Raw genomic sequence first — 25,042 nt, forward strand, 5'->3', positions numbered from 1 at the left:
GACTCACATGGACTTTATCCGCATTATTATCGCCATTATCTTGCCGCCGCTCGGGGTGTTTCTCCAGGTTGGGTTTGGCGGGGCGTTCTGGCTGAACATTCTGCTGACCCTGCTGGGGTACATTCCAGGGATCGTGCATGCGGTGTACATCATCGCCAAGCGTTAGCCTGCCCAGGCTTCATTACCGGTAGCCGGAGCATCTTCAGCGCCTATGAGATCGAGCGCCGCCCGCGCGGCGCAATCGCGAGCTGCGCTCGCTCCTACGTTTGTTTCGGGCCAGTAACGCCTGTGACAGGCGCGCGCGGCCGCCTTGTTTGTACGGCGCGATATTGAGGCATGCACCAAGGCGTTCGCGCGCGAATCCCACAGGAATAATTGGCCCGAAACAAACGTAGGAGCGAGCGCAGCTCGCGATTGCGCCGCGCGGGCGGCGCTCGATCTCACAGGCGCTGCATATCTTCTGACAAACACCTGTCAGCCCTGATGCGATCCCTGTGGGAGCTGGCTTGCCGGCGGTTGAGCTGCAAAGCAGCCCCCAGGGGTCAGCCTTCCAACACCCGGCAATAGAACTTCCACTCTTCTTCCAGCGCATGCGCCAGGTTCTGCGCCTTGCGGAACCCATGCCGCTCGCCCGCGTAGAAGTGCCCTTGCGCCTCGATCCCGTTGGCCTGCAACGCCGCCAGCATCGACCGGGTCTGCTCTGGCACCACCACCGCATCCAGCTCGCCCTGGAAGAAGATTACCGGCACCCTGATCTGCCCTGCATGCAGCAGCGGCGTGCGTTGGCGGTAGCGCTCGGCATCCAGGGCGGGGTCGCCAATCAGCCAGTCCAGGTAATCACCCTCGAACTTGTGCGTGGCACGCCCTAGCGCTATCGGGTCGCTGACCCCGTACAGGCTGGCACCGGCACGAAACACGTCATGGAACGCCAAGGCGCAGAGCGTGGTATAGCCCCCCGCGCTGCCGCCGCGGATGAACGCCTTGCGTGGGTCGACCAGGCCCTGTGCTGCCAGGTGCCGGACCGCTGCACAGGCGTCGGCCACATCGCTCTCACCCCAGCGCAGGTGCAGTGCCTGGCGGTACGCCCGGCCATAGCCGGTGCTGCCCCGGTAATTCAGGTCGGCCACGGCAAAGCCGCGCTGGGTCCAGTACTGGATGCGCGGGTCGAGCACCGGGTAGCAGGCCGATGTCGGGCCACCGTGGATGAACACCACCAGCGGTGCGGCCCCCTGCGAACGGGCCGCCGGGTAGAAGAAACCATGCGCCGGCTCACCATCACTGGCGTAGTGGAACGCCTGTGGCAGGCTGACGTGGTCGGCTGGCAGCACTTCGGCCCCACCTGCCAGCACGCGAACCTCGTGGTTGCTGCGGTCGATGGCAATCACCGCCGGCGGGCTGATGGGCGAGGCGGCGATGGCATAGAGGTGGTCGCTGTCTATGGCCAGGTTGCGAAAGCGGGTGTAGGCACTGGCGAAGCGCTCGGTGCGGCCATCGGCCCCGCGCACCCCCAGTTGGCCGAAGCCGTTTTCGAACCAGCTGGCCAGGTAGCTGTGTGGGCCCAATGGCAACCAGGTGCAGGTGCCCAGCTGCCAGGGGGCCGCCGCGTGGTCTGCCTGCTCGGCAGGCATCGCCTGCCACTGGCCATCGACTTCGCCCCAAGGTTGCCAGAACCCATTGCGGTCGGACAGGCAGTACAGCCGGCCTTCGCCATCGAAGCGCGGCTGCTGCAGCGATTCTTCGGCTGCCGCCACGCACTGGGCGGGCAACCAGTGGCCACTGGCATCGCGCATGCGGCACATCAACCGGGTCACGGTCCATGGCTGTGCCGGGCGGTCCCATTCGATCCACGCCAGGCGCTGGCCGTCGCCACTTACCGTCGGTGCAGCATAGAAGTCGGCGCCTTCGGCAAGCACTTCGCAGCCGCCGTCGCGCAGCGCGACCAGGCGATGTTCGACCTGGTCGGCGTGGCGTTCTTCAACCGCCAGCACCTGGCCGTCGTGCCATTGCACATCGCCATAGCGGCAGTTGGCATTCTGCGTCAGGGCCCGCGGTTCCAGGTCGTCCAGCGGCTGGGTATAGACCTGCTGGTCCTGCTCGTTGACGAACACCAGCCCGTCGCCGCCCAGGCAGAAACTGCCACCGCCATACTCGTAGACCCGGCTGCGCACGCTGAAGCCATCCGGGGTCAGGCAGCGAGCCTGGCAGTACAACCAGTGCCAGATGCGGCAAGCCCCATCGGCTGGGCGGAATTCCAGCCAGAACAGCCCGTCGGCACTGACCTTGAGTTCGGCAAAGTCGGTGCCGGCGGCCACGGCCTGGGCCGCGCTGAATTCAGCCGCGGGCGATGACACGGGAGTTACGTTCATTGCGGAAGGTCATCTGTTCAATGGCGAGCTGGGCGCTTTCGGCCTCCTCGCGAGCCTTGAGAATGATGCCGTGGTCGGCCGACTTGGCGCACACCGGGTCGGCGTTGCGGGCGTCGCCGGTCAGCATGAAGGCCTGGCAGCGGCAGCCGCCGAAGTCCTTTTCCTTTTCGTCGCATGAGCGGCACGGTTCGCGCATCCACTCGTAGCCACGGAAGCGGTTGAAGCCGAACGACTCGTACCAGATGTGGTGCAGGTCGTGCTCACGCACATTAGGGAACTGCACCGGCAGCTGGCGGGCGCCATGGCAGGGCAGTGCGGTACCGTCAGGTGTGATGGTGAGGAACAGGTTGCCCCAGCCATTCATGCAGGCCTTGGGGCGCTCTTCGTAGTAGTCCGGGGTGACGAAGATCAGCTTGCACGGGTTGCCTTCGGCCTTGAGTTTTGCGCGGTACTCGTTGGTGATGCGCTCGGCACGCTCCAATTGCGCGCGCGTTGGCAGCAGGCCAAGGCGGTTGAGGTGCGCCCAGCCATAGAACTGGCAGGTGGCAAGCTCGACGAAGTCGGCTTCCAGCGCGATGCACAGCTCGATGATGCGGTCGATCTTGTCGATGTTGTGCCGGTGGGTGACGAAGTTGAGCACCATCGGGTAGCCGTGGGCCTTCACTGCGCGGGCCATTTCCAGCTTTTGCGCAAAGGCCTTCTTCGAGCCGGCCAGCAGGTTGTTGACCTGCTCGTCGCTGGCCTGGAAGCTGATCTGGATATGGTCCAGGCCGGCCTCCTTGAATTCGGCGATGCGCGCCTCGTTCAGGCCAATGCCGGAGGTGATCAGGTTGGTGTAGTAACCCAGCCGGCGGGCCTCGCCAATCAGCTCGGCCAGGTCCTGGCGCACCAGCGGCTCACCACCGGAAAAGCCGATTTGCGCGGCGCCCATCTGGCGTGCCTCGGCCATGACCTTGAACCACTCTTCGGTGTTCAGCTCCTGGCCCTGGGCGGCAAAGTCCAGCGGGTTGGAGCAGTACGGGCACTGCAGCGGGCAACGGTAGGTCAGCTCGGCCAGCAGCCACAGCGGCAAGCCCACAGCGGGCGTGGGCGGCAACTCAGGCGAGGACGATCCAGTGTTCGGCACGGGCTACCTCCATGAACTGCTCGATGTCCTCGGCTACCTGGGGCACGCCGGGGAATTGCTGTTCGAGTTCGTTGATGATCGCTGCTACGTCGCGCTGGCCGTCGATCAGCCCACCGATCAGGCTGGCGCTGTCATTGAGCTTGATCATGCCTTCAGGGTAGAGCAGCACATGGCCTTTCTGCGCCGGTTCGTACTGGAAGCGGTAGCCGGGGCGCCAGTTCGGCACTTGGTTACGGTCGAAACTCATAGGGTGATCCCCTTGTGCCACACCCGGTCCTGGGTGACGGAGTGATAGGGCGGGCGGTTCAGCTCGTAGGCCATGCTCATGGCGTCGAGCATGCTCCAGAGGATATCCAGCTTGAACTGCAGTATTTCCAGCATACGCTCCTGGCCTGCGCGGGTGGTGTAATGCTGCAGGGTAATGGCCAGGCCGTGCTCCACGTCACGCCGGGCCTGGCCCAGGCGGGTACGGAAGTACTCGTAGCCGGCCGGGTCGATCCACGGGTAGTGTTGCGGCCAGCTGTCCAGGCGCGACTGGTGGATTTGCGGGGCGAACAGTTCGGTCAGCGAGCTGCTGGCCGCTTCCTGCCAGCTGGCGCGGCGGGCGAAGTTGACGTAGGCGTCTACGGCAAAGCGCACGCCGGGCAGTACCAGCTCTTGCGAGCGCAACTGGTCGGGGTCCAGCCCCACCGCCTGGCCCAGGCGCAGCCAGGCCTCGATACCGCCGTCTTCGCCTGGGGCACCGTCGTGGTCGAGCAGGCGCTGTATCCACTCGCGGCGTACTTCGCGGTCAGGGCAGTTGGCCAGGATCGCGGCATCCTTCATGGGGATGTTGACCTGATAGTAGAAGCGGTTCGCGACCCAGCCCTGGATCTGCTCGCGGCTGGCCCGGCCCTGGTACATCGCCACATGATAGGGGTGATGGATATGGTAAAAGGCGCCCTTGGCGCGCAGGGCCTGCTCGAACTCGGCAGGGGACATCGGCAGTGCATCGCTCATTCGGCTGGCTCCTGTAAAACGCTTGACTGGCCTGGCAACTCATCCCTGTGGGAGCGGGCATGCCCGCTCCCACAGGGTTTTAGTGCCGTCTGGCCGTCTGTATTTACAACTCGATACTCATGCCGTCGAAGGCCACTTCTACGCCCCGGCGCAGTACTTCGGCGCGTTCGGGCGATGCTTCATCAAGTATCGGGTTGGTGTTGTTGATGTGGATAAGCACTTTGCGCTGGCGCGGGAAGCCATCGAGCACTTCCAGCATGCCGCCGGGGCCGTTCTGCGCCAGGTGGCCCATCTCGCGCCCGGTGCGGGTACCAACGCCACGGCGCTGCATTTCATCGTCTTCCCACAAGGTGCCGTCGACCAGCAGGCAGTCGGCGCCGTGCATCATCGCCAGCAGCTTGTCATCGACCTGGCCCAGGCCGGGGGCGTAGAACAGCTTGCCGCCGGTACGGGTATCTTCGACCAGCAAGCCAAGGTTGTCGCCCGGGTGGGGGTCGAAGCGGTGCGGCGAGTAGGGCGGTGCGGCGCTGCGCAGCGGGAAGGGCGTGAAGCGCAGGTTGGGGCAGGCGTCGATCACAAAGCTGCCTTCGAGCTCGATGCGGTTCCACTGCAGCCCACCGTTCCAGTGGCTGAGCATGTTGAACAGCGGGAAGCCAGTGGTCAGGTCCTGGTGGACCATGTCGGTGCACCACACCTGGTGCGGGCAGCCTTCGCGCAGGCTGAGCAGCCCGGTGGTGTGGTCGATCTGGCTGTCCAGCAGCACGATGGCGTTGATGCCGGTATCGCGCAGGGCCCGGGCTGGCTGCATGGGCGCAAAGGCTTGCAGCTGCGCGCGGATGTCGGGCGAGGCATTGCACAGTACCCAGTGCACGCCGTCGTCGGACAGGGCGATGGACGACTGGGTGCGCGCCGTTGCGCGCAGGGTGCCGTCACGGTAACCCTTGCAGTTGACGCAATTGCAGTTCCACTGCGGGAACCCGCCACCGGCGGCGGAGCCGAGAACCTGGATATACATGGCCACTCTCTATGCTGTGCAAAATCCGTATCTTGAAAACGAAAACGCCCCGGCAGGCCGAGGCGTGGAACCGTAAGCCGGGCTTAGCGGTTAGCGAAGTACATGGTGACTTCGAAGCCGATACGCAGATCAGTGTAAGCAGGTTTGGTCCACATGGAGTTACTCCTTCCGGATGGGTTTTGGTTTGCTCAGCTACTACTTGGGTACCGCCATGCGCAGGAGGTTCCCAGAACTGGGATTGCGCTATCTTACAAGAAAAATTTGTACCGAAAGGTTAATTATTCGAAAAGTGCCATTGCACTTTGCGTAACAATCATGGGCTTCCGCCCTGCCAGGAAGTGTCTGGCGCGGCAGCGTTGGCCAGGCAAAGCCAGACAGCCCCCGTATCGAGCAGGTTGCTGAGCAACTGGTCCAGATCCGTCTGCCGCGTGTTCAGGATAGACCTGCGCAGGCCATCGAGCTGGCCTGGTTGTGTAGCCAGGTGTGTCTGCCATGCCCACTCGGCGACCTCCGCGTTGGCCATGGCCGGCTCGGCAAATTGGTCGGCCAAGGCCTGGCGAACCTCGGCGTCAAGGGTAACGCCCTGGCGCAGCAGGGCCGTCAGGTGGTCAAGGACCTGAACCTGGCCGGTGTGCGGAGACTGCACACCGAACAACAGGCCACCCACGCCCTCGATCTGGCGAAAGGCACTGAATACCGCGTAGCCCAGTTGCAGTTCCACTCGCAGCCTTTGGTAGACCGGGCCTTGCAGTAATTGGGCGAGCAGGCGGCCGCGGGCTTCGTCTGCCGCAGCCAGTGGGCAGAACAGCAGCAGGGCGTGTTCACTGCCTGGTGCGCTAACGTGGTACCAGCGCTTGCTGGCCCAGCTGGGTGCCGGCGTAGGCCGCGCGCCTTGGCCGGGGCACTGCTGCACGGCAACACCCAGTGCGCCCAGCGCCCGGGCGTCGAAACCCGTGGCCAAGCCTTGCCACTGCGATTGCTGCCATAGGCTTGCGAGGTGCTGCTGCCCCAGCGAGCAATCCGGCGTTGTTTCAGGCAGGCCACCGGCTACCGCATCCGGCAGTTGCTGCAGCAACAGGCGGATGGGTATCAATGCCGGAAGCTGCGCGGGGCTGGCTTGCCAGCAGTTGACAGGCGGTTCGCGCAGCAACCCCAAGGCCTGGTGCGTTGTGCGCAGCACCGCTGCTGGCAGCCCGGCGCAGCGCAACTGCCAGTAAGCGCCGGCACTGGTGAATTGCAGTTGCACCGAGGCGCGTTCACAGCGTTCCTGCAACGGCGCCAGGGCCTGCTCGAGCACCCGTTTCAGCGGCTGGCGCAAGGGCGAAGGCACCTGCCAGCGCAGGTACAGCGCCGCGTACTGGCGCGAGGCCGGGAGCTGGCCACTGATGGTCAGCGCCGCCGGCAGCGGCTGAGGGTTGGCATTGGGCAGTTCGGCACTGAGCAACGGGTCGGCTGGCGGCAATTGCCAATGGCCGCACTCGGCGCAGGGCAAATCAGCAAGCAGCGCATCCAGCGCGTGCAGGCCTTGGGCATCCAGTTGGGCGAACGGCCGGCCTGCGCTGTCCCGGCGGGCCAGCTCCAGTGCGCTTGCACTGTGCGCGCGGCTGCGCTGCAACACACCGAACTGCTGGTTCAGCGAACGGCGGTCGGCTTGGCGCATGAAACTGAACCAGCCGTGCAGCAGGTCGCGGGCTTCGTCCGGGCAGGCGTTGGCACTGAGCTTGAGGTCGAGGTGCCACAGCAACTGACCGGCGAATGCATACAGTGTTTCAGCTTTGAAACTGTGCAGCCAGCCACGCTCACGCAGGGTGCCCAGCCAGCTCCCGGGGCGGCTGTCTTCAAGGCCGGTGGTCAGCAGCTCCAGCGCTTGCTCGGCGCCGTTTGGGAGTTGCTGGTGCGTGAACACCAGCGGGTCGGCCGTTGCCGACAGGCAGGGTGGCTGCGCCTTAGCCACAGGCTGCCCCACAGCGAAAAGCCCGGCATGTTGGCGGCCGATTCGCTCCAGTTCAGCCAGCGGTTGTGGGCCGCACAGGCTCAAGGTGATCTGCCCGCCCTGGTAAAAGCGCCGGTGAAAACCGCCGAGCGCTTGCTGGAAGCGCGGATCCTGCAGGGCCAGGGTGTAACGGTTGCCGGCATGGAATGCGCCCAGCGGATGGCCAGGCCCGGCCGCTTGCAGCAAGGCGAACTGCTGCTGGGCCTGCGGGTTGCGGGCCCAGGCGATGAACTCGGCGTGAATCACCTCGCGTTCGCGGCGCTGGCGCTCGCTGCCCAGGTCGGGTTCGGCAAGCATCTGGCACAGGCGCTCAAGGCCGCCGGCCAAAGCACTGGGTGGCACTTCGAAGAAAAAGTCGGTAGTACGTTCGCGGGTGCTGGCGTTGACTTGGCCGCCGAGGGTTTGCACGTAGCGCATCAAGCCATCGTTCAGCGCAAAGCGGGAGGTACCGAGAAAGAACAGGTGTTCGAGAAAGTGCGCCAGGCCGGGCCATTTGGCGGGGGCATCGTGGCTGCCCGCGTGCACCCGCAGTGCGGCCGCCGAGCGCTTCAGGCGCGGGGCGTGGCGCAGGGTCAGCTGCAGGCCGTTGGCGAGGGTCAGGTGGCGGGTGGCGTCAGGCATGGGGGGCTCCGGTTGCTCGGTTTCCATGCTAACCCATTTGTTTCCAGGCCCGACCCCTTCGCGGGCGAGCCCGCTCCCACAGGTACTGCACAGGGCTTTAGATTCACGCGGTCGATGTGAAAGCGGCCCCCGTCAGCCTTGACGCAGGTGCAGCTCCTGGCGCAGATCGCTCAGGTAGGGGAAGGCCGCGCGCCCCTGCACCACCCGCTCATGCTCAAGTTCGGCCAGCAACAGGCATTCATCGTGCCCGGCCATCGCCAGCAGGCTGCCGTCCGGGCCGATGATGCTGCTTTGCCCGCAATACTGAATCTGCCCTTCTGCCCCGCAGTAGTTGGCATACACCAGATAACACTGGTTCTCCTGCGCCCGCGCCCGCACGGTCACCTGGCAGGTGAAATCGTAGGGCGCCATGTTCGCCGTTGGCACCAGAATCAGCTCGGCGCCGTCCAGTGCCAGGCGCCGGGCGTTCTCCGGGAACTCGATGTCGTAGCAGATCAGCAGGCCGACCTTCCAGCCCTCCAGCTGTACCACCGGGAAGTGATCGGGGCCGGGGCTGAACATCGAACGGTCCAGTTCGCCGAACAAGTGGGTCTTGCGGTAGTTGCCCAGGCTGCGCCCATGGGCGTCGATCAACTGCACGCTGTTGTAGATCGCCCCGTCCTCGCCGCGCTCCGGGTAGCCGTAGACAATGGCGATGCGGTACGCCTGGGCGATTTCCACCACCGCCATGGCTGCTGGACCATCGGCCGCCTCGGCCAGGTGCTCCACCTGAGCCAGGCCGATGTTGTAGCCGCTGAGGAACATTTCCGGGCACACCAGCAACTGCGCGCCACGTTCAACTGCCAGCTGCGCCTGCTGGCGCAGCCGTTGCAGGTTGCCGGGTACATCCAGCGGCTGGGGATGGCCCTGGAACAGAGCAATGCGCATGTTGCCTCCTGCGTGTCAGTCGGCCAGGGCGATCGGGCCGATCTCGTCGAACACGTCGCCAGGGCCTGGGTTGTCGGGGTGGGTACGGCCACCGAAGTGGTTCATGATACCCCACACCGCATTCAGTGAAGTTTGCACCGCGCCCTCGACCCAGGCAGGTGTCCACGACACGTCGTCCCCGGCGATGAACATGCCGCGCTGTTCGGCGGGCATGTCCTGCTGCATGAAGTGGGCGTACATGCGCTGGTTGTAGCGGTAGTGGCCCGGCAATGCACCCTTGAAGGCGCCGAGGAAGTACGGGTCGGCTTCCCAGGACACGGTGATCGGGTCGCCGATGATGTGCCCGGCAATGTCGGTTTTCGGGTAGATCTTTTTCAGCGCATCCAGGGCCAGTTGCACGCGCTTTTCCACCGGGTGCGGCAGCATCTTCAGCGCATCGCTCATCCACGCGTAGGACAGGCAGATGACCCCCGGTTTGTGGTCACCGTTATCGAACAGGTATGTGCCGCGGGTGAGGCGGTCGGTGAGGGTCATGCTCATCAGGTCGCGGCCGGTTTGCGGGTCTTTGTCCTTCCAGAACGGCCGGTCGACCATGACGAAGGTCTTCGAGGACTGCATGTAGCGGGTCCGGTCCAGGGCCATCCACATTTTTTGCGAGAACAGCGATTCCTCGCAGTCGATCTGCGTGGTCAGCAGCCAGGTCTGGCAGGTGGTGAGCACTGCACTGTAGTGGCGGGTGTCACCCCAGTTGTCGGTAACCGCCAGGCGCCCGTCGGCTGCGCGGGCGATACGTTTTACACCGGTACGCGGCGCGCCGCCATGCAGCGCGCTAAGGCTGGTGCCCTGTGGCCAGTGCACGCAGCGCTCCGGTACATGGCGCCAGATACCTTGTGGCACCTGCTCAACGCCGCCGACTACCAGGTGCTGATGGTCGTCGCAGTTGGTCATGACCACGCGGAAAATTTCCAGCATCGAGTTGGGGAAGTCCGAGTCCCACCCGCCCGTGCCGAAGCCGACCTGGCCGAACACCTCGCGGTGCTGGAAGCTCAGCTTGGCGAACGAGCGCGAGGTGGCGACGAAGTCATAGAAGGTGCGGTCGTCCCACAGCGGTACCAGCTTGTTCCACAGCGCCTTCAGGCGGGTGACATCACGGTCGCGGATGGCTTGCTGAATGTCGGAGAACTGGGCACCGCTTTCCAGCGCATCGGCCCAGGCGTCGGCCACTTCATGGAACAGTTGCGGCAGGTCGGCAGCCTTCTCGGCGTAGTAGGTCTGGCCCTCCAGGTCGATCACCGTACTGCCCGACGCCGGGGTCAGCGGGTTGGGGAAAGGCTTGGTTTCCAGGCCTAGCTTGTCCACATAGTGGTAGAAGGCAGTGGACGACACCGGGAAGCGCATGCCGCCGAGTTCGGCCACGATCCCGTCGGTGCCGTTGAAGGCTTGCGAGCGCAGCCGGCCGCCAAGCTTGGAGGCCTCGTAGACCACCGGCTTGAGGCCCAGCTTCATCAGTTCGTACGCCGCCACCAGGCCGGCGATGCCCGCACCTACGATGGCCACCTCTTCACCGTGGCGTTCAGCCGGGATACTGCCAAGGCCTGCCGGGTGTTCAAGCCAGTCGTCGAAAGCGAAGGGAAAGTCCGGGCCAAAGATGGTGATCGGCTTCTTGCCGTCGGCGGGGTGGCGGTTTTTCTTGTTCATGAAGTGACCTTGCCAGAGGGGCTGCGCGGTGAGCAGAGCCTGAGTATAGGAGATGCCTGGTGGTCATTTTAGGGACAGCGGGGTTCGTAATTAAGATGCAGAGTGTTGTCTTAATGTCGTTTTCTGAGTCGAAATCTATTTCAAAAAATACATTATGACGAACAATGGCCCGTTGTAGGAGCGGCCTTGTGTCGCGAAAGGGCCGCAAAGCGGCCCCAGCAACATCTGCTGTATGCACAAATCCTGGGGGCGCTTCGCACCCCTTTCGCGACACAAGGCCGCTCCTACAACGGGCTGTGTAGCACTTGCGATCTGGGTGATCAGATACGTCCTACACCCATGCCTTGAGATAAAGAATTACCCTACACCCGCTATAGCCCCGGTCTGGCTGCGCGGAAAATGTCTCAGGGTTAACGTCACCGGGTCGCCGTTCTAAGGGCGACTGGGTGTGAGAACCCATCATTCAACTTCGCACCAAGGCTTGTGTCATGGCAGCCGTGCGCGGGCAGGCTTTGGCCTGGCCGGATTTCCAAGTTGGCCGGTTCTCACCCCGTGCATGGCTGCCACCTATTTCCCGTGAGAAGGAGTTGGTAGGCAGTTTCCTCAAGGCTCAATTTGGGAATTGCATCATGAAACAGACGGATTCTGACCGACCCGAAAAACTCAAACCCACCGCCGAAAAGCCCTTCTGCAACTGCGAAGCCAGCCACCCGCCGCTCTTCGCCATCCGCCCCGGCATTGACGCCGCCGACGCCTTGGTCCACGCCTGCCTGCTAGCCCGTGGCCTCAACCAGATTGCCTCTGACTACGCGCAACACCACGCGCCCGAGCGCAGCCGTGACATTGTCTGGTCGATGCAGCATTCTGCCGAAAGCCTGTCGGCCATCCTCGATGGCCTGCTTGACGGTCAGGAAGCCTGACCGCCAGCCCGCTCACAGCGGCTGACCGCGGTCCACCTTGCTGCTGAGGATGATCGACGTGGTGGTTTTTTCCACCCCGTCGACACTGCCGATCTGGTCAAGCAACTGGTCCAGTTGCTCGGGTGAGTCCGTGCGCAGCCAAGCCACGTAGTCGAATTCGCCACTTACCGCGCACAACTGCTGCACTTGCCCCATCGCACTCAAACGCCGCACCACGTCCTTGCCGGAGCGCGGTTGCACCTTGATCCCCACATACGCTTGCAGCCCGCCACCAATCACACTTTGCCCAAGGCGCACACCGTAACCGGCAATGACCTTGGTCTTCTCCAGCCGCTCCAGGCGTGAGTTGACCGTGGTACGGGCGATACCCAGCTGACGCGCGAGGTTGGCCACGCTTTCACGGGCGTTGATCTGCAGCAGCGCGATCAGCTGGCGATCGATTTCATCCAGGGTGATAAGGCGGGCATCCGACATGGCGAGTCTCTACGGTTGGCCCGCTAGCCTAGCCAGCCAATGCCAATCAGGGCAAGGCCAGCCGCTGCCGACGCGGCCCCTGTAGGAGCGGCCTTGTGTCGCGAAAGGGTGCATAGCGCCCCCAGGATTTGTGCATCAAGCAGATATCGCCGGGGCCAGAGCACGCTCCGAAGCATATTGCCAGGCATGAAAAAGCCGCGCATTCGCGCGGCTTTTCAGTAGCTGGTGGGCCCACACGGACTCGAACCGTGGACCAAAGGATTATGAGTCCTCTGCTCTAACCGACTGAGCTATAGGCCCTCAGTAAGTGGCCGGATTATAACGAGGGTTTCGCAGCTGTGCCATCTGAAAGATCCGATAGTGCTATGCGAAGGAACGAAGCGGCGAATTCCTCTGGCGGCAGTGGCAGGCTGACGATGTAGCCCTGGATCTGCTCGCAGCCTTCCGCTGCCAGGAAACGCTGCTGGGCCTGGTTTTCCACCCCTTCGGCAATGATGGTCAATTGCATGCTGCGGCCCAGCGCGATGATCGCCCGGGCGATGGCTGCATCGTGGGGGTCGTCAGGCAGGCCGCGGATGAACGACTTGTCGATCTTGAGGATATCCAGCGGCAGGCGCTTGAGGTAACTCAGCGATGAATAGCCCGTGCCGAAGTCGTCAATGGCCAACTGCACGCCCAGTTTCTTCAGTTGGTGGAGCACGACCAAGGCTTCTTCGGCCTGGCTCATGATGAAGTTCTCGGTAATTTCCAACTGCAGGTCGCCCGCCTTCAGGCCGTAGGTCTTGAGTAATTGCTCGATGCGCTTGGCCAGGCCGTGATGGCGCAATTGGGCGCCAGCCAGGTTGATCGAAAGCGGGCCGAACGCTTCATAGTCCCGCTTCCAGCGATGCATCTGCCGGCAGGCCTGCTCCAGTACCCAGTCACCCAACTGCAGGATGGTGCCGTTCTCTTCGGCCAGGTGGATGAAGTGCTCAGGCGGCACCTCACCGAAGGTCGGGTGGCTCCAGCGGATCAGCGCTTCGGCGCCGACCAGGCTCTGGGTCTTGAGGCTGAGCTTGGGCTGGAAGCACAGGCTCATTTCATTGCGCTCCACGGCGCGGCGCAGTTCATGCTCCAGGGCAATGCGTTCGCTGGCCTGGGCGGTGAGGTCGCGGGTGTAGGCTTCGACGCGGTTGCGGCCCTTGGCCTTGGAGCGGTACATGGCGGCATCGGCGTTGCGGATCAGCGTGGCGACGTCGCTGCCGTCTTGTGGGTACAGGCTGATGCCAATGCTGGCGCTGGTGAAGAACTCGTGTTCGCCAGCCTGGAACGATGCGTTGAAGCAAGCCAGCAATTTGTTGGCGATGGAGCTGGCGTCGCTGGGCTTGTGCAGGCCGGGCAGCAGGATGATGAACTCGTCGCCGCCCAGGCGGGCCACGGTGTCGACGTCACGTACCTGCTCTTTCAGGCGCTGGGCGATACCTTTGAGCAGCAGGTCGCCGACCGGGTGGCCGAGGCTGTCGTTGATGTGCTTGAAGCGGTCAAGGTCAAGGAACAGCACCGCACCCTGGCGGTTGGACACCTGCGCACAGGCCAGTGCAGCCTGTAGGCGGTTCTCGAACAGGGCGCGGTTGGGCAGGCCGGTCAGTGGGTCGTGGTGGGCCTGGTAGTCGAGCTTGGCCTGGGCATGCTTGAGGCTGGAAATATCAGCGAACACCGCGACGAAATGGGTGATTTCGCGCTCGGTGTTGCGCACAGCGCTGATGGTCAGCCAGCTGGGGTAAAGCTCCCCGCTCTTGCGTTTGTTGAAGATCTCGCCCTGCCAGTGGCCTTCAGCGGTCAACTGGTGCCACATGGCGGCGTAGAAGGCACTGTCGTGCTGGCCGGAGGCGAGCAGGCGCGGGGTTTGGCCGAGGGCTTCGATTTCGCTGTAGCCGGTAATTTCGCTGAACGCACGGTTGACCGCGCTGATGCGCTGGTCGATGTCGGTAATCAGTACGCCCTCGGCAGTGTTCTCGAATACCGTGGCGGCCAGTTGCAGTTTTTCCTGCATGAGGTGGCGTTCGGTAATGTCGCGGGCGATGGTCAGCATGCAGTCGATCCCGGCAATCGGCAGTGGCCTTGCCGAGAGTTCGCACAAGCGGATTTGCCCGTCGCTGCGGCGAATGTGGCAGGTGAAATCACGCACGAAGCCGTCGCGGTTCAACTGGTCGACCAGGCGTTTGCGCTCGTTGAGGTCGACCCAGATGCCAAGGTCCAGCGACGTCTGGTCGATGGTCGGGTTCAGATCGTAGCCGGTCAGGCGGCAGAAGCCTTCGTTCACCTCCAGCAGCAAGCCGTCACTCTGGCGCGACAGCAGCAGCCCGTCGGGTGAGGCGTGGAAGGCCTTGGCGAATTTTTCTTCAGAGGTTTGCAGTTGCTGCTGGGTTTCCTTGAGCTGGCTGATGTCGCGTACCGCCACTACCAACGCGGGGGTGCCGTCGAGCTCAAAGGTTTCCGCCGAGGTCAGGCCGGTAAACAATTGGCCATTGCTGCGGCGGAAGGTCATCTCCAGGTTGCGGATACCGCCTTGGTGCAGGCGCTCCAGCACCCGTGGCCCGCTGCCTTCTACGCCCCACAGGTTGAGCTCGGTAGCGGTACGGCCGATCACCTGGTCCGGCGCCAGGCCGATCTGTTCCTCGAACGCCTCGTTCACCTCCAGCAGGCAGCCATCGCTGTGGCGCGCGATAAGCAGGATGTCGGGGCATTGCTGGAACACCGAGGCGAATTTTTGCTCGGACAACCGCAGGGCGTCCTCGGTGCGCTTGGTTTCGCTGATGTCGATCATCAGGCCGCGCATCACGGGGTGGTGGCCATGTTCGATCATGCTGACGATGTTGCGTACCCAAAGCGCTTGGCCGTCGGCGCGGATGACTCGGTAATCGAGGCTGTGGTCGCGCCCGGCGGCGGTTTCGCTGTCGCAGTACGCCTGGGCCCAGAGGGCATCTTCCGGGTGCAGTATGCTGCGCCAGAAGCCCGGTTTCAGCCAGTCGGTCAGCGGGTAGCCGAGCAGGCCCTCGGCGTGGGGTGACACATAGCTGTAGGTATAGTCATTGGCGTCGGCTTCCCAGGCAATGGCTGACAGGCTTTCGACCAGCCCACGGTAGTGGTATTCGCTGCTGCGCAGCTCCTGCTCCAGGGCAATGCGGCGGGAAATTTCCGAGCTGAGCCGGCGGTTGATGCGGATGACAATGGCCAGTACGCCCATCAGGAACAGCACGGTTGGCAGGCCGTACACCAGCAAGTCAGACCAGAACATCCGCTGATCGACCACATTGCCCACCCAGCGCTGCTGGATCTCGCTGATTTCGCCGCTGCTCATGTCGGCCATCACTTTGTCGAGAATGCCGACCAGGACTGGATTGTTGCGCGGCACGGCCATTGCCAGTTGATAGCGATAGGGTGTTTCACCGCTGACATACAGGCCATCGAGCTTCAGCTGGCGCAGGCTCCAGATACTCGATGCCAAGTCCCCGACCACAGCATCCACCTGGTCGGTGGCCAGGGCCTGCAGCGCCGAGCTGACGTTAGGCAGTGCCACAAGGTTGAGGTCTGGGTGGTGGGTGCGCAGCAACTCATGTGGCGCATAATTTTCGACCACGGCAATTTTCAGCCCATACAGGTCTTTCAGGTCGCGCGGTTGAGCGCCGCCCTTGTGGGCGAGGATCACGATGGGAAAGTCCAGGTATGGCCGGGTGAAGGACAGGTATGCCTGGCGTTCTGGCGTCGACATGATGCCGGGCAGTAAGTCGATTCGGTTTTCGCGTGCCTGTGCCAATACCTCGGTCCAGTTACTGGGCTCGACCGGTTTCAGTGTCACGCCCAGGCGTTGCTGGATCTTGGCGATGTAATCGGCGGCCAATCCCTGGTAGCGGCCCTCCTGGTCGCGAAACTCGAACGGCGGCCAGGAGGCATCTACGCCCAGGCTCAGCTGCGGGTGGGCAGCCAGCCAGGCTTGCTCCTCGTCTGTCAGGGTAAGGGCGCCGGCCGTTGTGCTCCAGACAATCAGGATCAGCAACAGGATGGCCGGCTTCAGGGGCATGACGGCCTCGCTTTCAGGTGGTCTGAAGTCGAGTGTAGACGGGCATTGCTGCTGGTGTGCGGAAGAACAAGAGGCCTTTTGTCAGATACAACAGTGCCTTGAGAAAAACCCCGGCCTGGGCTTAATGCGAGTCAGTTGAGAAATTTGGGGTCGCTTTGCGACCCTTCGCGGGCACGCCCGCTCCCACAGGGGATCGCGCATTTCTTGAGTGGGAGCGGGCGTGCCCGCGAAGGGCTGCAGAGCAGCCCCAGTAACGCTTAACTAACAGGCATTAGGCCTGGGCCGGGGTTCGTTCGTCACTCGTCGAGGAAGGAGCGCAGGTGCTCGCTGCGCGTCGGGTGGCGCAATTTGCGCAACGCCTTGGCTTCGATCTGACGGATCCGCTCACGGGTCACGTCAAACTGCTTGCCCACCTCTTCGAGAGTATGGTCGGTGTTCATGTCGATACCGAAACGCATGCGCAGCACTTTGGCTTCGCGTGCGGTCAGGCCCGAGAGCACGTCACGGGTGGCTTCTTTCAGGCTCTCGACCGTGGCTACATCGATCGGGGACTGCATGGTCGAGTCCTCGATGAAGTCGCCCAGGTGCGAGTCTTCGTCGTCACCGATCGGGGTTTCCATGGAAATCGGCTCTTTGGCGATTTTCAACACCTTGCGGATCTTGTCCTCAGGCATTTCCATGCGCTCACCCAGCTCTTCCGGGGTCGGTTCGCGGCCCATTTCCTGCAGCATCTGCCGGGAAATACGGTTGAGCTTGTTGATCGTCTCGATCATGTGCACCGGAATACGAATGGTGCGAGCCTGGTCAGCGATCGAACGGGTGATTGCCTGGCGAATCCACCAGGTGGCGTAGGTCGAGAACTTGTAACCACGACGGTATTCGAACTTGTCTACCGCCTTCATCAAGCCGATGTTGCCTTCCTGGATCAGGTCGAGGAACTGCAGGCCACGGTTGGTGTACTTCTTGGCGATGGAGATAACCAGACGCAGGTTTGCCTCGACCATTTCTTTCTTGGCGCGGCGGGCCTTGGCTTCACCGATCGACATGCGACGGTTGATTTCCTTGATCTCGGCAACGGTCAGGCCGGTTTCGGTCTCAAGGTCGATCAGCTTTTGCTGGCAAGCAACGATGGCGGCGTCCTTTTCACCCAGGGCGGCTGCCCATTTGGTGTTGCGCTTGGCCAGGTCACCGCTCCAGGTCTGGTCGGTTTCGTTGCTGGGGAACAGGCGCAGGAAGTCGGCGCGCGGCATGCGGGCGTCACGCACGCACAGTTGCATGATGGCGCGTTCTTGCTGGCGCAGACGGCTCAAGGCGTCACGCACGCGCTCGACCAGTATCTCGAACTGCTTCGGTACCAGTTTGATCGGCATGAACAGGTCAGCCAGGCCCTGCAGGGCCTCGATGCTTTCCTTGTGGTTGCGACCGTGTTTCTTCAGAACCTTGTTGGTGACCTGAAGCTGGTCGTTGACCGCACCGAAACGCTGTGCGGCGACAACGGGGTCGGGACCGCTTTCGGTCTCTTCTTCGTCGTCACTGCCTTCGCTTTCTTCGTCTTCGTCGTCCGACTCTTCCTTGGCCGCTGGGGCCTTGGCGCCGATGACTGGCACTTCGTCGGTGGGCGCTGCGATATTGTCGTCAGGGTCGATGTAACCGCTGAGAACATCGGACAGGCGGCCACCTTCCGCGGTGACACGGTCATATTCGCCGAGAATGTAATCGACAGTGCCCGGGAAGTGGGCGATGGCGCCCATGACTTCACGAATGCCTTCCTCGATACGCTTGGCGATTTCGATCTCGCCTTCGCGGGTCAGCAGCTCGACCGTACCCATTTCGCGCATGTACATGCGCACCGGGTCGGTCGTGCGGCCGATATCGGTTTCAACTGCCGCCAACGCAGCAGCGGCTTCTTCGGCCGCGGCTTCGTCGGTGTCGGCTTCCGCCAACAGAAGGGCATCCGCATCCGGAGCACTCTCGAATACGTTGATCCCCATGTCGTTGATCATGCGGATGATGTCTTCCACCTGTTCCGGATCTGAAATATCCTCAGGCAGGTGGTCGTTGACCTCCGCGTAAGTCAGGTAGCCCTGCTCACGACCGCGGGTGATCAACTCTTTGATACGAGACTGCTGTTGCGCTTTTCCGGACATAACACCCTATCCACTGAAGGTCTTGGCGGGCAAAAAACAAGCCGAGGATTATACCCGAGCATGGGCCTCACGCGCCAGATGAGGTCGGCGTTTGTGCGGGAACATTCCGGCTCAGCAAGGCGAGGAGCTGGGTTTTTTCCTCGCTGGTCAATTCGCTTTGACGTGATTTCCTGAGCAGTTGTTCCAGGCTGCGCTCGCGTTGGCGGGCGGACAAGCTAGTAATGGTGTCGAAAAACTGTTGTTCAAGGTTGTCGGCCACGATCAGCCATTCCTTTTCTGCCAAGGCCCGCAGCAGGCGGCCCTGTTCGGTGCCATGCCAGCGTGCAATCAGCTGCATTGAGCTTAGCCCAGGATTTTTCTGTGCGGCTTCGATCAATGCTACCAGCAGCTGGCTGTACAGGTGCTCTTCGTCGGCGAAGTGGCTGGCATCTTCCACCTTGCCCGCCAGCAGCGGGTGGTGCAGCAAGGTACGCAGGGCCGCCAGGGTAGGTGGTTCGACCGGCGCCGGCACCCGTGGTGGCGCTTCATCGCGCTGCCAGTTTTTCCCGCCCTTGCGGTTCTTGTCCCATGGTTTGTCGCCCCACGGCTTCTTGCCGCCGCCCTTGTTGGGCTTCCAGGCCTGCTCCTGCTGGAACGGCGCCGGCTCGAACTGCGGCATGTCACCATAGTCGGGGGTGTAGCTGGCCATGGCGTCGTAATCGTAGCCAGGGTCGTAGTCCGGCATGCTGGTGGGCGCGGCTGCCTGCTGGGCCAGTTGCTCGACCTGTTGAGGGTCGAGGCCGGTGATTTCTTTCAGGCGGTTGCGCATCAGCTGGCGCAGGTTGGCGCCGGGAATCTTTTCGATCAACGGTGCGGCCAGGGTCGCCATGTGGGCCTTGCCTTCCAGCGAGCGCGGGTCGGCTTCGACGCCCAGTTGCTCGAAGAAGTAGTCGGCCAGCGGCTGGGCGTGCTGGTTGATGCGGGCCATGAAGGCGTCGGTGCCTTCGGCGCGTACCAGGCTGTCTGGGTCTTCGCCTTCAGGCAGGAACAGGAAGCGCGCCCGACGGCCGTCCTGCAGGTTGGGCAGCGCCGACTCCAGCGCGCGCCATGCCGCTTTGCGCCCGGCCTGGTCGCCGTCGAAGCAGAACAGCACGCTGGGCACCACGCGGAACAGGCGCTTGAGGTGTTCTTCGCTGGTGGCCGTGCCAAGGGTGGCCACGGCATTGCGCAAGCCTTGCTGGGCGAGGGCGATGACATCCATGTAGCCCTCGACAACGATGATTTCGTCGAGGTTGCGGTTGTGCTTGCGCGCCTCGTACAACCCGTACAGTTCCTGGCCCTTGTGGAATACCGGGGTTTCCGGGGAGTTCAGGTACTTGGGTTTGTCGTCGCCGAGCACCCGGCCACCAAAGGCGATGATGCGCCCGCGGCTGTCACGGATGGGGAACATTACCCGGTCGCGGAAGCGATCGTAGCGCTTGCCGCTTTCGGCGTTCTCGATCAGCAGGCCGGCATCGATCATCACCTTCTGCTGCAGGGCGTCGGCGCCCAGGTGCTTGAGCAGGTTGTCCCAGCCGGGCGGGGCGAAGCCCAGGCAGAAGTCGCGGGCAATTTCCCCGGACAGGCCGCGGCCTTTGAGGTAGTCCACCGCCGCCTTGCGGGTCGGGTGGCTGCGCAACGCCTGGCGGTAGAATTCGGAGGCTGCACCCAGCAGTGGGTATAGCGGCGAATCGGTGGGCTGACGTGGCTTGTTGTCACGGCGCCCTTGTTCGCGGGGTACTTCCATGCCGGCGGCGCGGGCCAGCTCCTCGACGGCCTGGGGGAAATCCAGGTTGTCGTGGTCCATGACAAAGCCCAGGGCGTTGCCACCGGCGCCGCAGCCGAAGCAGTAGTAGAACTGCTTGTCGGGGCTGACCGTAAAGGAAGGGGTTTTTTCCTTGTGGAACGGGCAGCAGGCGGAGTAGTTCTTGCCGGTTTTTTTCAGCTGGACGCGCGAACTCACCACATCGACGATGTCGAGGCGGTTGATCAGGTCGTCAATGAAGCTCTGGGGAATCAGCCCGGCCATGGCAGTCTCGTCATCTGGCAACTGGCAAGTCTAATCGCTCGCGCGCCGAATGGGGCGGGTGCCGCTTGATATGGTGCGAGGGAATGTGTGCTCGCCGCCGGCCACTAGGGGCCCGTCAGTCTGACGTGCACGTCTGGTCATGGAACAGCGAAGACCAGCTCTGACGTTTCAGGCAGGTTGCCCGTATGCAGTTCGCGTGAAGCTTGTGCGGGGCCTTGGGCTGGCTGCCCAAGTGTAAAACGACCACTGCCATCGCCCGGCGTTAGCCGGGCAGGGCAGAAGCTTTGCGTTGAACGCCTGTATTAGTACAGACGAACGGCGCGGCGCTGTTCGCGCTGAACTTTCTTGGCGTGACGCTTAACAGCAGCAGCTGCTTTGCGCTTACGCTCTGCGGTCGGTTTCTCGTAAAACTCGCGGCTACGAACTTCAGCCAGTACACCGGCTTTTTCGCAGGAGCGCTTGAAACGACGCAGAGCTACGTCGAAGGGTTCGTTCTCTTTAACTTTGACGGCTGGCATCCAGGGCTACCTTAATTCATTACCGGGGTAGACGTGCTCCTGGCAAAACAAAGGTGTGCTGGAGAACGTCGGTTTTCAAGGGTTGCGGATGTTAACCCTTAGCAAGCCGGAATGCAAAGCCTCTGATCGAAAACCGCTGGTCGGCACTCGGCACGGGGACTATCATGCGCGGCTTCGAATTCAGCCCCCACAAGGGACGAGCCCATGCTAGTACTGGGATTGGAAACATCCTGCGACGAAACTGGCGTCGCATTATACGACAGCGAACGCGGTTTGTTGGCCGACGCGCTGTTCAGCCAGATCGACCTGCACCGCGTGTTTGGCGGTGTGGTGCCCGAGCTTGCCTCGCGTGACCACGTCAAGCGCATGCTGCCCCTCATCCGCCAGGTGCTGGACGAGGCGGGCTGTGTCGCCACCGAAATCGACGCCATCGCCTATACCGCCGGCCCTGGCCTGGTCGGGGCCTTGCTGGTGGGGGCGTCGTGCGCCCAGGCCCTGGCATTTGCCTGGGACATTCCGGCAATTGGCGTACACCACATGGAAGGCCACCTGCTGGCGCCCATGCTGGAAGAAAACCCGCCCGAGTTTCCGTTCGTCGCTTTGTTGGTGTCCGGCGGCCATACCCAGCTGGTTCGGGTGGATGGCATCGGCCGATACGAGCTGCTGGGCGAGAGCCTGGACGATGCCGCTGGCGAAGCTTTCGACAAGACCGCCAAGCTGATTGGCCTGAATTACCCGGGTGGCCCGGAAATCGCGCGCCTGGCCGAGCAGGGCGTGCCGGGGCGCTTTGTGTTCCCCAGGCCGATGACCGATCGCCCTGGCCTGGAATTCAGCTTCAGTGGCCTGAAGACGTTCGCCCTGAACACCTGGCAGCAGTGCAAGAATGCTGGCGACGACGGCGAGCAAACCCGTTGCGACGTGTCGCTGGCATTCCAGCAGGCCGTGGTAGAGACTTTGACCATCAAGTGCAAGCGGGCCCTCAAGCAGACGGGCCTCAAGCGCCTGGTCATCGCCGGGGGCGTAAGTGCCAACAAGGCCTTGCGCGCCTCGCTGGAAGAGATGCTGGCTGGCATGAAGGGCAACGTATATTACGCGCGGCCGCAGTTCTGCACCGACAACGGCGCGATGATCGCCTATGCCGGCTGCCAGCGGCTGCTGGCCGGGCAGCAGCAGGGCCTGGGGATCAGCGTGCAGGCACGCTGGCCGATGGAGCAATTGCCACCGCTGTAACGGTGGGCGGCAAGGTTCAGAAGTGGCGCTCGCGCCCGGCAAACAGATCGCGCAGGTTGCTGCGGTGGCTCCAGACGATCAAGGCGGTGAGCACCGTGATCGGCAGCAGGGCTTGCGGCTCGCGCCAGGCCAGCAATGGCAAGGTCAGCGGGGTGGCGATCAGCGCGGCCAGCGAGCTGGTACGGGTGAGGTAGAAAATCAGCAGCCAGGCGCCAACCGCCAGCAGCGCGGCGGGGAAATACAGGCCCATGAGCATGCCGGCAGCCGTCGCCACGCCTTTGCCACCCTGGAAGTGGAAGTACACTGGAAACAGGTGGCCCAGCACTGCATACACGCCTACCCAGGCCTGTTCTTGCAGGTCCAGCCCGGCGAGGCGGGCGAGCAATACTGGCAGCAGGCCCTTGCACAGGTCGCCAAGCAGGGTCAGGATCGCCATTTTACGGCCTGCCAGGCGTAGCATGTTGGTAGCGCCGGCATTGCCTGAACCACTGGAACGCGGGTCCGGGCTGCCTGAGAGGCGGCTGAGAACAATGGCGAAGGACAGCGAGCCGAGCAGGTAGGCGAGCAACGCCAGTAACCAAAACATGCTAACTATTCCGGGCGAGGACGCCCTGATTCTAACGGCGCCAGTCGCCCTTGTCGTGCTGTGGAGAGAAGTGCTTGGACAGAGTGTTCATCGAAGGCCTGGAAGTCGATACCGTTATCGGTGCCTATGACTGGGAGCGGGATATTCGCCAGTGCTTGCGCCTGGACTTGAGCTTTGCCTGGGACAACCGCCCCGCGGCGGCCGGCGACGACCTGAACCTGGCCCTGGATTACGCCAGCGTTTCGGCGCGTATCCAGGCATTCGCCGAGCAGGCCCGTTTCGAGCTGGTGGAAACTTTTGCCGAGCGCCTGGTGGCTGCCTTGATGGAAGAGTTCCACATCCCGTGGGTGCGGTTGAAGCTGACCAAGCCTGGCGCGGTGCCGGCGGCCCGTGGCGGTGTTGGCGTGGAGATCGAGCGCGGATGTCTCTGAGCACGGTTTACCTGGGCCTTGGCAGCAATGTCGACCGTGAGGCGCATTTGTGTGCCGGGCTTGATGCGTTGGCCGCAATTCTCACCGACATGCGCTGCTCTCCGGCTTTCGAAAGCCAGGCGGTGGGGATCAAGAGCGGGCCATTCATCAATTTCGTGGTCAGCGGGCAAACCGCGCTGCCGTTGATCGAACTGGACCGCCGGCTGAAGTTCATCGAGGCCGACAATGGCCGTTATGCGCCTGACCGCAAAGGGTTGCCGCTGGATATCGACGTGCTGATGTATGACGACCTGCATGGCAACTTCGATGGGCTGGTACTGCCCCGGGCAGAGATCTTGAAGAACGCCTTCGTGTTATGGCCGCTGTCGCTGCTGGCGCCGGAACTGGTGCATCCGGGGGCGGGCAAGACCATGGCGCAGTTGTGGCAGGACGCGCAGATCGACCAGGTGCTGGCCCCGGTGGCCTTTGAGTGGCGTGGGTTGCAGTTGACGCCGGCGTAAGCCTGTTCCGGCCTTTTCGCGGGCTTGCCCGCTCCCACAGGTGAATCGCGCAGGCTTCAAATTTTGAGAAAGACAGTTGCTCCTGCAAGTCCGGCGGCAACTCCAAGCCAGCGCAGGCCCCCTGTGGGAGCGGGCATGCCCGCGAACACCGGCGAAGCCGGTGCCAGGCACCGCGTCGCCTGCTTCGCGGGCTTGCCCGCTCCCACAGGGGCTGTGTTGCCTTCACGTTGGCGCGCTACCTATGGGAGCGGCTTTGGTCGCGAAAGGGCCGGTAGCACTAGCAGTGCCGGTAAGCCTCAAGCGCTTTCAGCCGCTGCGCTTTGAGCGCTTCGCCCAGTGCCTGGCCAGTCAGCCCAGCCTGCACAAGCGGCTTCACATCCACCGCCCGCGCCGCTGCCGCAGCGCCACGCAAGTACTCGCCCTGTGGATAACCCGCTTTGCAATTCCCCAGTGCCACCATCTCGCAGGCAGCCAGGAAATCCTCAAACCGCTGCGGGCGCCGGTACACATCGAACTTCTGCAACAGCGCCAGCAGTGACATGGCAGGCAGCTGCAGCGCCTGATCAGCCTGCACCAGGCACTCCCCCGTCAGCAGGGCCAGCTCCTGGCATTCCCGCGGCGCCTTGAGGCGTTGGTTGACGGTCTTGATCGAGGCGGGGGGCAACTGGTGCAACAGGCAGGCCCAGCGCACGTGCAGGGGCTGGAGATGCGCAGCTGCTTGTTCCAGCGCAGCCAGGGCTTGGGGGGCGCTATCAAGCTCAGGCAACAGTTCCCGGAGGGCGGCGCACGCATGCAGGACCTGGAAGAACACCTGCGGCTGCGCCTCCATCAGCGCGCGCTCGATCTCCTTCCAGCTGCGTTCTGCAGTCAATGCCTGCAATTCACCCGAGGCACTGATCTGGCGCATCAGCTCCAAGGTTTCATCGGCCACCCGAAAGCCCAAGGGTGCATAGCGCGCAGCAAAGCGCGCCACCCGCAGCACACGCAGGGGGTCTTCAGCGAACGCTGGGGAAACGTGGCGTAACAGGCGTTGGTCCAGATCCCGCGCGCCCTGGTAAGGGTCATGAACCTGCCCGGCCTCATCCTCGGCCATGGCATTGATGGTCAGGTCGCGGCGGATCAGGTCTTCTTCCAGAGTTACGTCGGGGCTGGCATGGAAGGTGAAGCCACCGTAGCCGCGCCCGCTTTTGCGTTCGGTACGGGCCAGGGCGTATTCCTCGCCGGTTTTCGGGTGCAGGAATACCGGGAAGTCGGCGCCGACCGGGCGGTAACCCTTGGCCAGCATTTCCTCGACGCTGGCACCGACCACCAGCCAGTCGATATCGCTGACCGGTCGGCCGAGCAGGCGGTCACGTACGGCACCGCCAACCTTGTAAATGTGCAT

21 protein-coding genes and 1 tRNA gene are annotated in these 25,042 nt (G+C 63.2%); 5 read left to right on the plus strand and 17 right to left on the minus strand.

Annotation, left to right across the window (positions count from 1 at the left end):
* Positions 1-7 precede the first annotated feature (7 nt).
* Complete coding sequence (locus L1P09_RS01745; protein ID WP_009681539.1) at positions 8-166, plus strand: YqaE/Pmp3 family membrane protein; 159 nt, start codon at positions 8-10, stop codon at positions 164-166.
* Between the two features lie 376 nt (positions 167-542).
* Here the strand turns inward: L1P09_RS01745 and L1P09_RS01750 are convergent, their stop codons facing one another.
* From L1P09_RS01750 to L1P09_RS01790, 9 genes are all read right to left on the minus strand, one after another.
* A complete protein-coding gene (locus tag L1P09_RS01750; RefSeq protein ID WP_235768371.1) occupies positions 543-2,366 on the minus strand; it encodes an alpha/beta hydrolase family protein in 1,824 nt (607 codons plus the stop codon).
* Positions 2,332-3,492, minus strand: coding sequence for a pyrroloquinoline quinone biosynthesis protein PqqE (pqqE, locus tag L1P09_RS01755; protein WP_225624737.1), 1,161 nt, complete (start codon positions 3,490-3,492; stop codon positions 2,332-2,334). The genes L1P09_RS01750 and pqqE overlap by 35 nt, the downstream gene beginning before the upstream one ends.
* Entirely contained in the window at positions 3,464-3,739 is a 276-nt protein-coding gene (gene pqqD, locus L1P09_RS01760) for a pyrroloquinoline quinone biosynthesis peptide chaperone PqqD (RefSeq protein ID WP_009682813.1), read from the minus strand. The genes pqqE and pqqD overlap by 29 nt, the downstream gene beginning before the upstream one ends.
* Complete coding sequence (gene pqqC / locus L1P09_RS01765; RefSeq protein ID WP_009682812.1) at positions 3,736-4,491, minus strand: pyrroloquinoline-quinone synthase PqqC; 756 nt, start codon at positions 4,489-4,491, stop codon at positions 3,736-3,738. The genes pqqD and pqqC overlap by 4 nt, the downstream gene beginning before the upstream one ends.
* Before the next feature lie 103 nt (positions 4,492-4,594).
* Positions 4,595-5,506 (minus strand): pyrroloquinoline quinone biosynthesis protein PqqB, encoded by a 912-nt coding sequence (gene pqqB, locus L1P09_RS01770; protein WP_009682811.1) that lies wholly within the window; start codon positions 5,504-5,506, stop codon positions 4,595-4,597.
* Between the two features lie 83 nt (positions 5,507-5,589).
* Positions 5,590-5,661: a pyrroloquinoline quinone precursor peptide PqqA gene (gene pqqA / locus L1P09_RS01775; RefSeq protein ID WP_003243383.1), complete on the minus strand. Its 72-nt coding sequence runs from the start codon at positions 5,659-5,661 to the stop codon at positions 5,590-5,592.
* Between the two features lie 158 nt (positions 5,662-5,819).
* Complete coding sequence (pqqF, locus tag L1P09_RS01780; protein WP_232892626.1) at positions 5,820-8,120, minus strand: pyrroloquinoline quinone biosynthesis protein PqqF; 2,301 nt, start codon at positions 8,118-8,120, stop codon at positions 5,820-5,822.
* Between the two features lie 132 nt (positions 8,121-8,252).
* Positions 8,253-9,047, minus strand: coding sequence for a carbon-nitrogen hydrolase family protein (locus L1P09_RS01785; protein ID WP_054904258.1), 795 nt, complete (start codon positions 9,045-9,047; stop codon positions 8,253-8,255).
* Between the two features lie 15 nt (positions 9,048-9,062).
* Positions 9,063-10,745: a flavin monoamine oxidase family protein gene (locus L1P09_RS01790; protein ID WP_054904257.1), complete on the minus strand. Its 1,683-nt coding sequence runs from the start codon at positions 10,743-10,745 to the stop codon at positions 9,063-9,065.
* A gap of 629 nt (positions 10,746-11,374) precedes the next feature.
* On the opposite strand from L1P09_RS01790, the gene L1P09_RS01795 reads away from it, so the two are divergent.
* Positions 11,375-11,665, plus strand: coding sequence for a hypothetical protein (locus L1P09_RS01795; RefSeq protein WP_033690402.1), 291 nt, complete (start codon positions 11,375-11,377; stop codon positions 11,663-11,665).
* Between the two features lie 12 nt (positions 11,666-11,677).
* On the opposite strand, the gene L1P09_RS01800 is transcribed toward L1P09_RS01795, so the two are convergent.
* The 6 genes from L1P09_RS01800 to rpsU form a co-directional block, all read right to left on the minus strand.
* Complete coding sequence (locus L1P09_RS01800; protein ID WP_029887892.1) at positions 11,678-12,139, minus strand: Lrp/AsnC family transcriptional regulator; 462 nt, start codon at positions 12,137-12,139, stop codon at positions 11,678-11,680.
* Positions 12,140-12,362: 223 nt separating this feature from the next.
* Positions 12,363-12,439, minus strand: a tRNA-Ile gene (locus L1P09_RS01805).
* Positions 12,440-12,455: 16 nt separating this feature from the next.
* Positions 12,456-16,199: a bifunctional diguanylate cyclase/phosphodiesterase gene (locus L1P09_RS01810; protein WP_235768373.1), complete on the minus strand. Its 3,744-nt coding sequence runs from the start codon at positions 16,197-16,199 to the stop codon at positions 12,456-12,458.
* 296 nt (positions 16,200-16,495) lie between these two features.
* Positions 16,496-18,346 carry an RNA polymerase sigma factor RpoD gene (gene rpoD, locus L1P09_RS01815; protein WP_235768375.1) on the minus strand — a complete coding sequence of 617 codons (1,851 nt, stop codon included), beginning with the start codon at positions 18,344-18,346 and terminating at the stop codon, positions 16,496-16,498.
* A gap of 67 nt (positions 18,347-18,413) precedes the next feature.
* A complete protein-coding gene (dnaG, locus tag L1P09_RS01820) occupies positions 18,414-20,393 on the minus strand; it encodes a DNA primase (RefSeq protein ID WP_235768377.1) in 1,980 nt (659 codons plus the stop codon).
* Between the two features lie 302 nt (positions 20,394-20,695).
* Positions 20,696-20,911, minus strand: coding sequence for a 30S ribosomal protein S21 (gene rpsU, locus L1P09_RS01825; RefSeq protein ID WP_003255575.1), 216 nt, complete (start codon positions 20,909-20,911; stop codon positions 20,696-20,698).
* Between the two features lie 204 nt (positions 20,912-21,115).
* On the opposite strand from rpsU, the gene tsaD reads away from it, so the two are divergent.
* The gene (gene tsaD, locus L1P09_RS01830) at positions 21,116-22,141 is read left to right on the plus strand and encodes a tRNA (adenosine(37)-N6)-threonylcarbamoyltransferase complex transferase subunit TsaD (RefSeq protein ID WP_054904252.1); all 1,026 of its coding nucleotides are present in this window, start codon (positions 21,116-21,118) and stop codon (positions 22,139-22,141) included.
* A gap of 16 nt (positions 22,142-22,157) precedes the next feature.
* Here tsaD and plsY read toward each other — a convergent pair whose 3' ends face one another.
* A complete protein-coding gene (gene plsY / locus L1P09_RS01835) occupies positions 22,158-22,727 on the minus strand; it encodes a glycerol-3-phosphate 1-O-acyltransferase PlsY (protein ID WP_235768379.1) in 570 nt (189 codons plus the stop codon).
* Between the two features lie 74 nt (positions 22,728-22,801).
* On the opposite strand from plsY, the gene folB reads away from it, so the two are divergent.
* Both folB and folK read left to right on the plus strand, forming a co-directional pair.
* Complete coding sequence (folB, locus tag L1P09_RS01840; protein ID WP_009682799.1) at positions 22,802-23,158, plus strand: dihydroneopterin aldolase; 357 nt, start codon at positions 22,802-22,804, stop codon at positions 23,156-23,158.
* Positions 23,149-23,658: a 2-amino-4-hydroxy-6-hydroxymethyldihydropteridine diphosphokinase gene (folK, locus tag L1P09_RS01845; RefSeq protein WP_054904250.1), complete on the plus strand. Its 510-nt coding sequence runs from the start codon at positions 23,149-23,151 to the stop codon at positions 23,656-23,658. Before folB ends, folK begins: the two co-directional genes overlap by 10 nt.
* Before the next feature lie 277 nt (positions 23,659-23,935).
* Here folK and L1P09_RS01850 read toward each other — a convergent pair whose 3' ends face one another.
* A complete protein-coding gene (locus L1P09_RS01850) occupies positions 23,936-25,042 on the minus strand; it encodes a hypothetical protein (protein WP_054906108.1) in 1,107 nt (368 codons plus the stop codon).

Origin of the sequence: Pseudomonas juntendi (assembly GCF_021560075.1) — a bacterium.
Lineage (GTDB): Bacteria > Pseudomonadota > Gammaproteobacteria > Pseudomonadales > Pseudomonadaceae > Aquipseudomonas > Aquipseudomonas juntendi.

What these genes read in the sequence shown, in the direction of transcription:
- L1P09_RS01745 (WP_009681539.1), top strand. Translation starts at nt 8, where the DNA reads ATGGACTTTATCCGCATTATTATCGCCATTATCTTGCCGCCGCTCGGG.
- L1P09_RS01750 (WP_235768371.1), bottom strand. Translation starts at nt 2,366, where the DNA reads ATGAACGTAACTCCCGTGTCATCGCCCGCGGCTGAATTCAGCGCGGCC.
- pqqD (WP_009682813.1), bottom strand. Translation starts at nt 3,739, where the DNA reads ATGAGTTTCGACCGTAACCAAGTGCCGAACTGGCGCCCCGGCTACCGC.
- pqqC (WP_009682812.1), bottom strand. Translation starts at nt 4,491, where the DNA reads ATGAGCGATGCACTGCCGATGTCCCCTGCCGAGTTCGAGCAGGCCCTG.
- pqqB (WP_009682811.1), bottom strand. Translation starts at nt 5,506, where the DNA reads ATGTATATCCAGGTTCTCGGCTCCGCCGCCGGTGGCGGGTTCCCGCAG.
- pqqF (WP_232892626.1), bottom strand. Translation starts at nt 8,120, where the DNA reads ATGCCTGACGCCACCCGCCACCTGACCCTCGCCAACGGCCTGCAGCTG.
- L1P09_RS01785 (WP_054904258.1), bottom strand. Translation starts at nt 9,047, where the DNA reads ATGCGCATTGCTCTGTTCCAGGGCCATCCCCAGCCGCTGGATGTACCC.
- L1P09_RS01790 (WP_054904257.1), bottom strand. Translation starts at nt 10,745, where the DNA reads ATGAACAAGAAAAACCGCCACCCCGCCGACGGCAAGAAGCCGATCACC.
- L1P09_RS01795 (WP_033690402.1), top strand. Translation starts at nt 11,375, where the DNA reads ATGAAACAGACGGATTCTGACCGACCCGAAAAACTCAAACCCACCGCC.
- L1P09_RS01800 (WP_029887892.1), bottom strand. Translation starts at nt 12,139, where the DNA reads ATGTCGGATGCCCGCCTTATCACCCTGGATGAAATCGATCGCCAGCTG.
- L1P09_RS01810 (WP_235768373.1), bottom strand. Translation starts at nt 16,199, where the DNA reads ATGCCCCTGAAGCCGGCCATCCTGTTGCTGATCCTGATTGTCTGGAGC.
- rpoD (WP_235768375.1), bottom strand. Translation starts at nt 18,346, where the DNA reads ATGTCCGGAAAAGCGCAACAGCAGTCTCGTATCAAAGAGTTGATCACC.
- dnaG (WP_235768377.1), bottom strand. Translation starts at nt 20,393, where the DNA reads ATGGCCGGGCTGATTCCCCAGAGCTTCATTGACGACCTGATCAACCGC.
- rpsU (WP_003255575.1), bottom strand. Translation starts at nt 20,911, where the DNA reads ATGCCAGCCGTCAAAGTTAAAGAGAACGAACCCTTCGACGTAGCTCTG.
- tsaD (WP_054904252.1), top strand. Translation starts at nt 21,116, where the DNA reads ATGCTAGTACTGGGATTGGAAACATCCTGCGACGAAACTGGCGTCGCA.
- plsY (WP_235768379.1), bottom strand. Translation starts at nt 22,727, where the DNA reads ATGTTTTGGTTACTGGCGTTGCTCGCCTACCTGCTCGGCTCGCTGTCC.
- folK (WP_054904250.1), top strand. Translation starts at nt 23,149, where the DNA reads ATGTCTCTGAGCACGGTTTACCTGGGCCTTGGCAGCAATGTCGACCGT.
- L1P09_RS01850 (WP_054906108.1), bottom strand. Translation starts at nt 25,042, where the DNA reads ATGCACATTTACAAGGTTGGCGGTGCCGTACGTGACCGCCTGCTCGGC.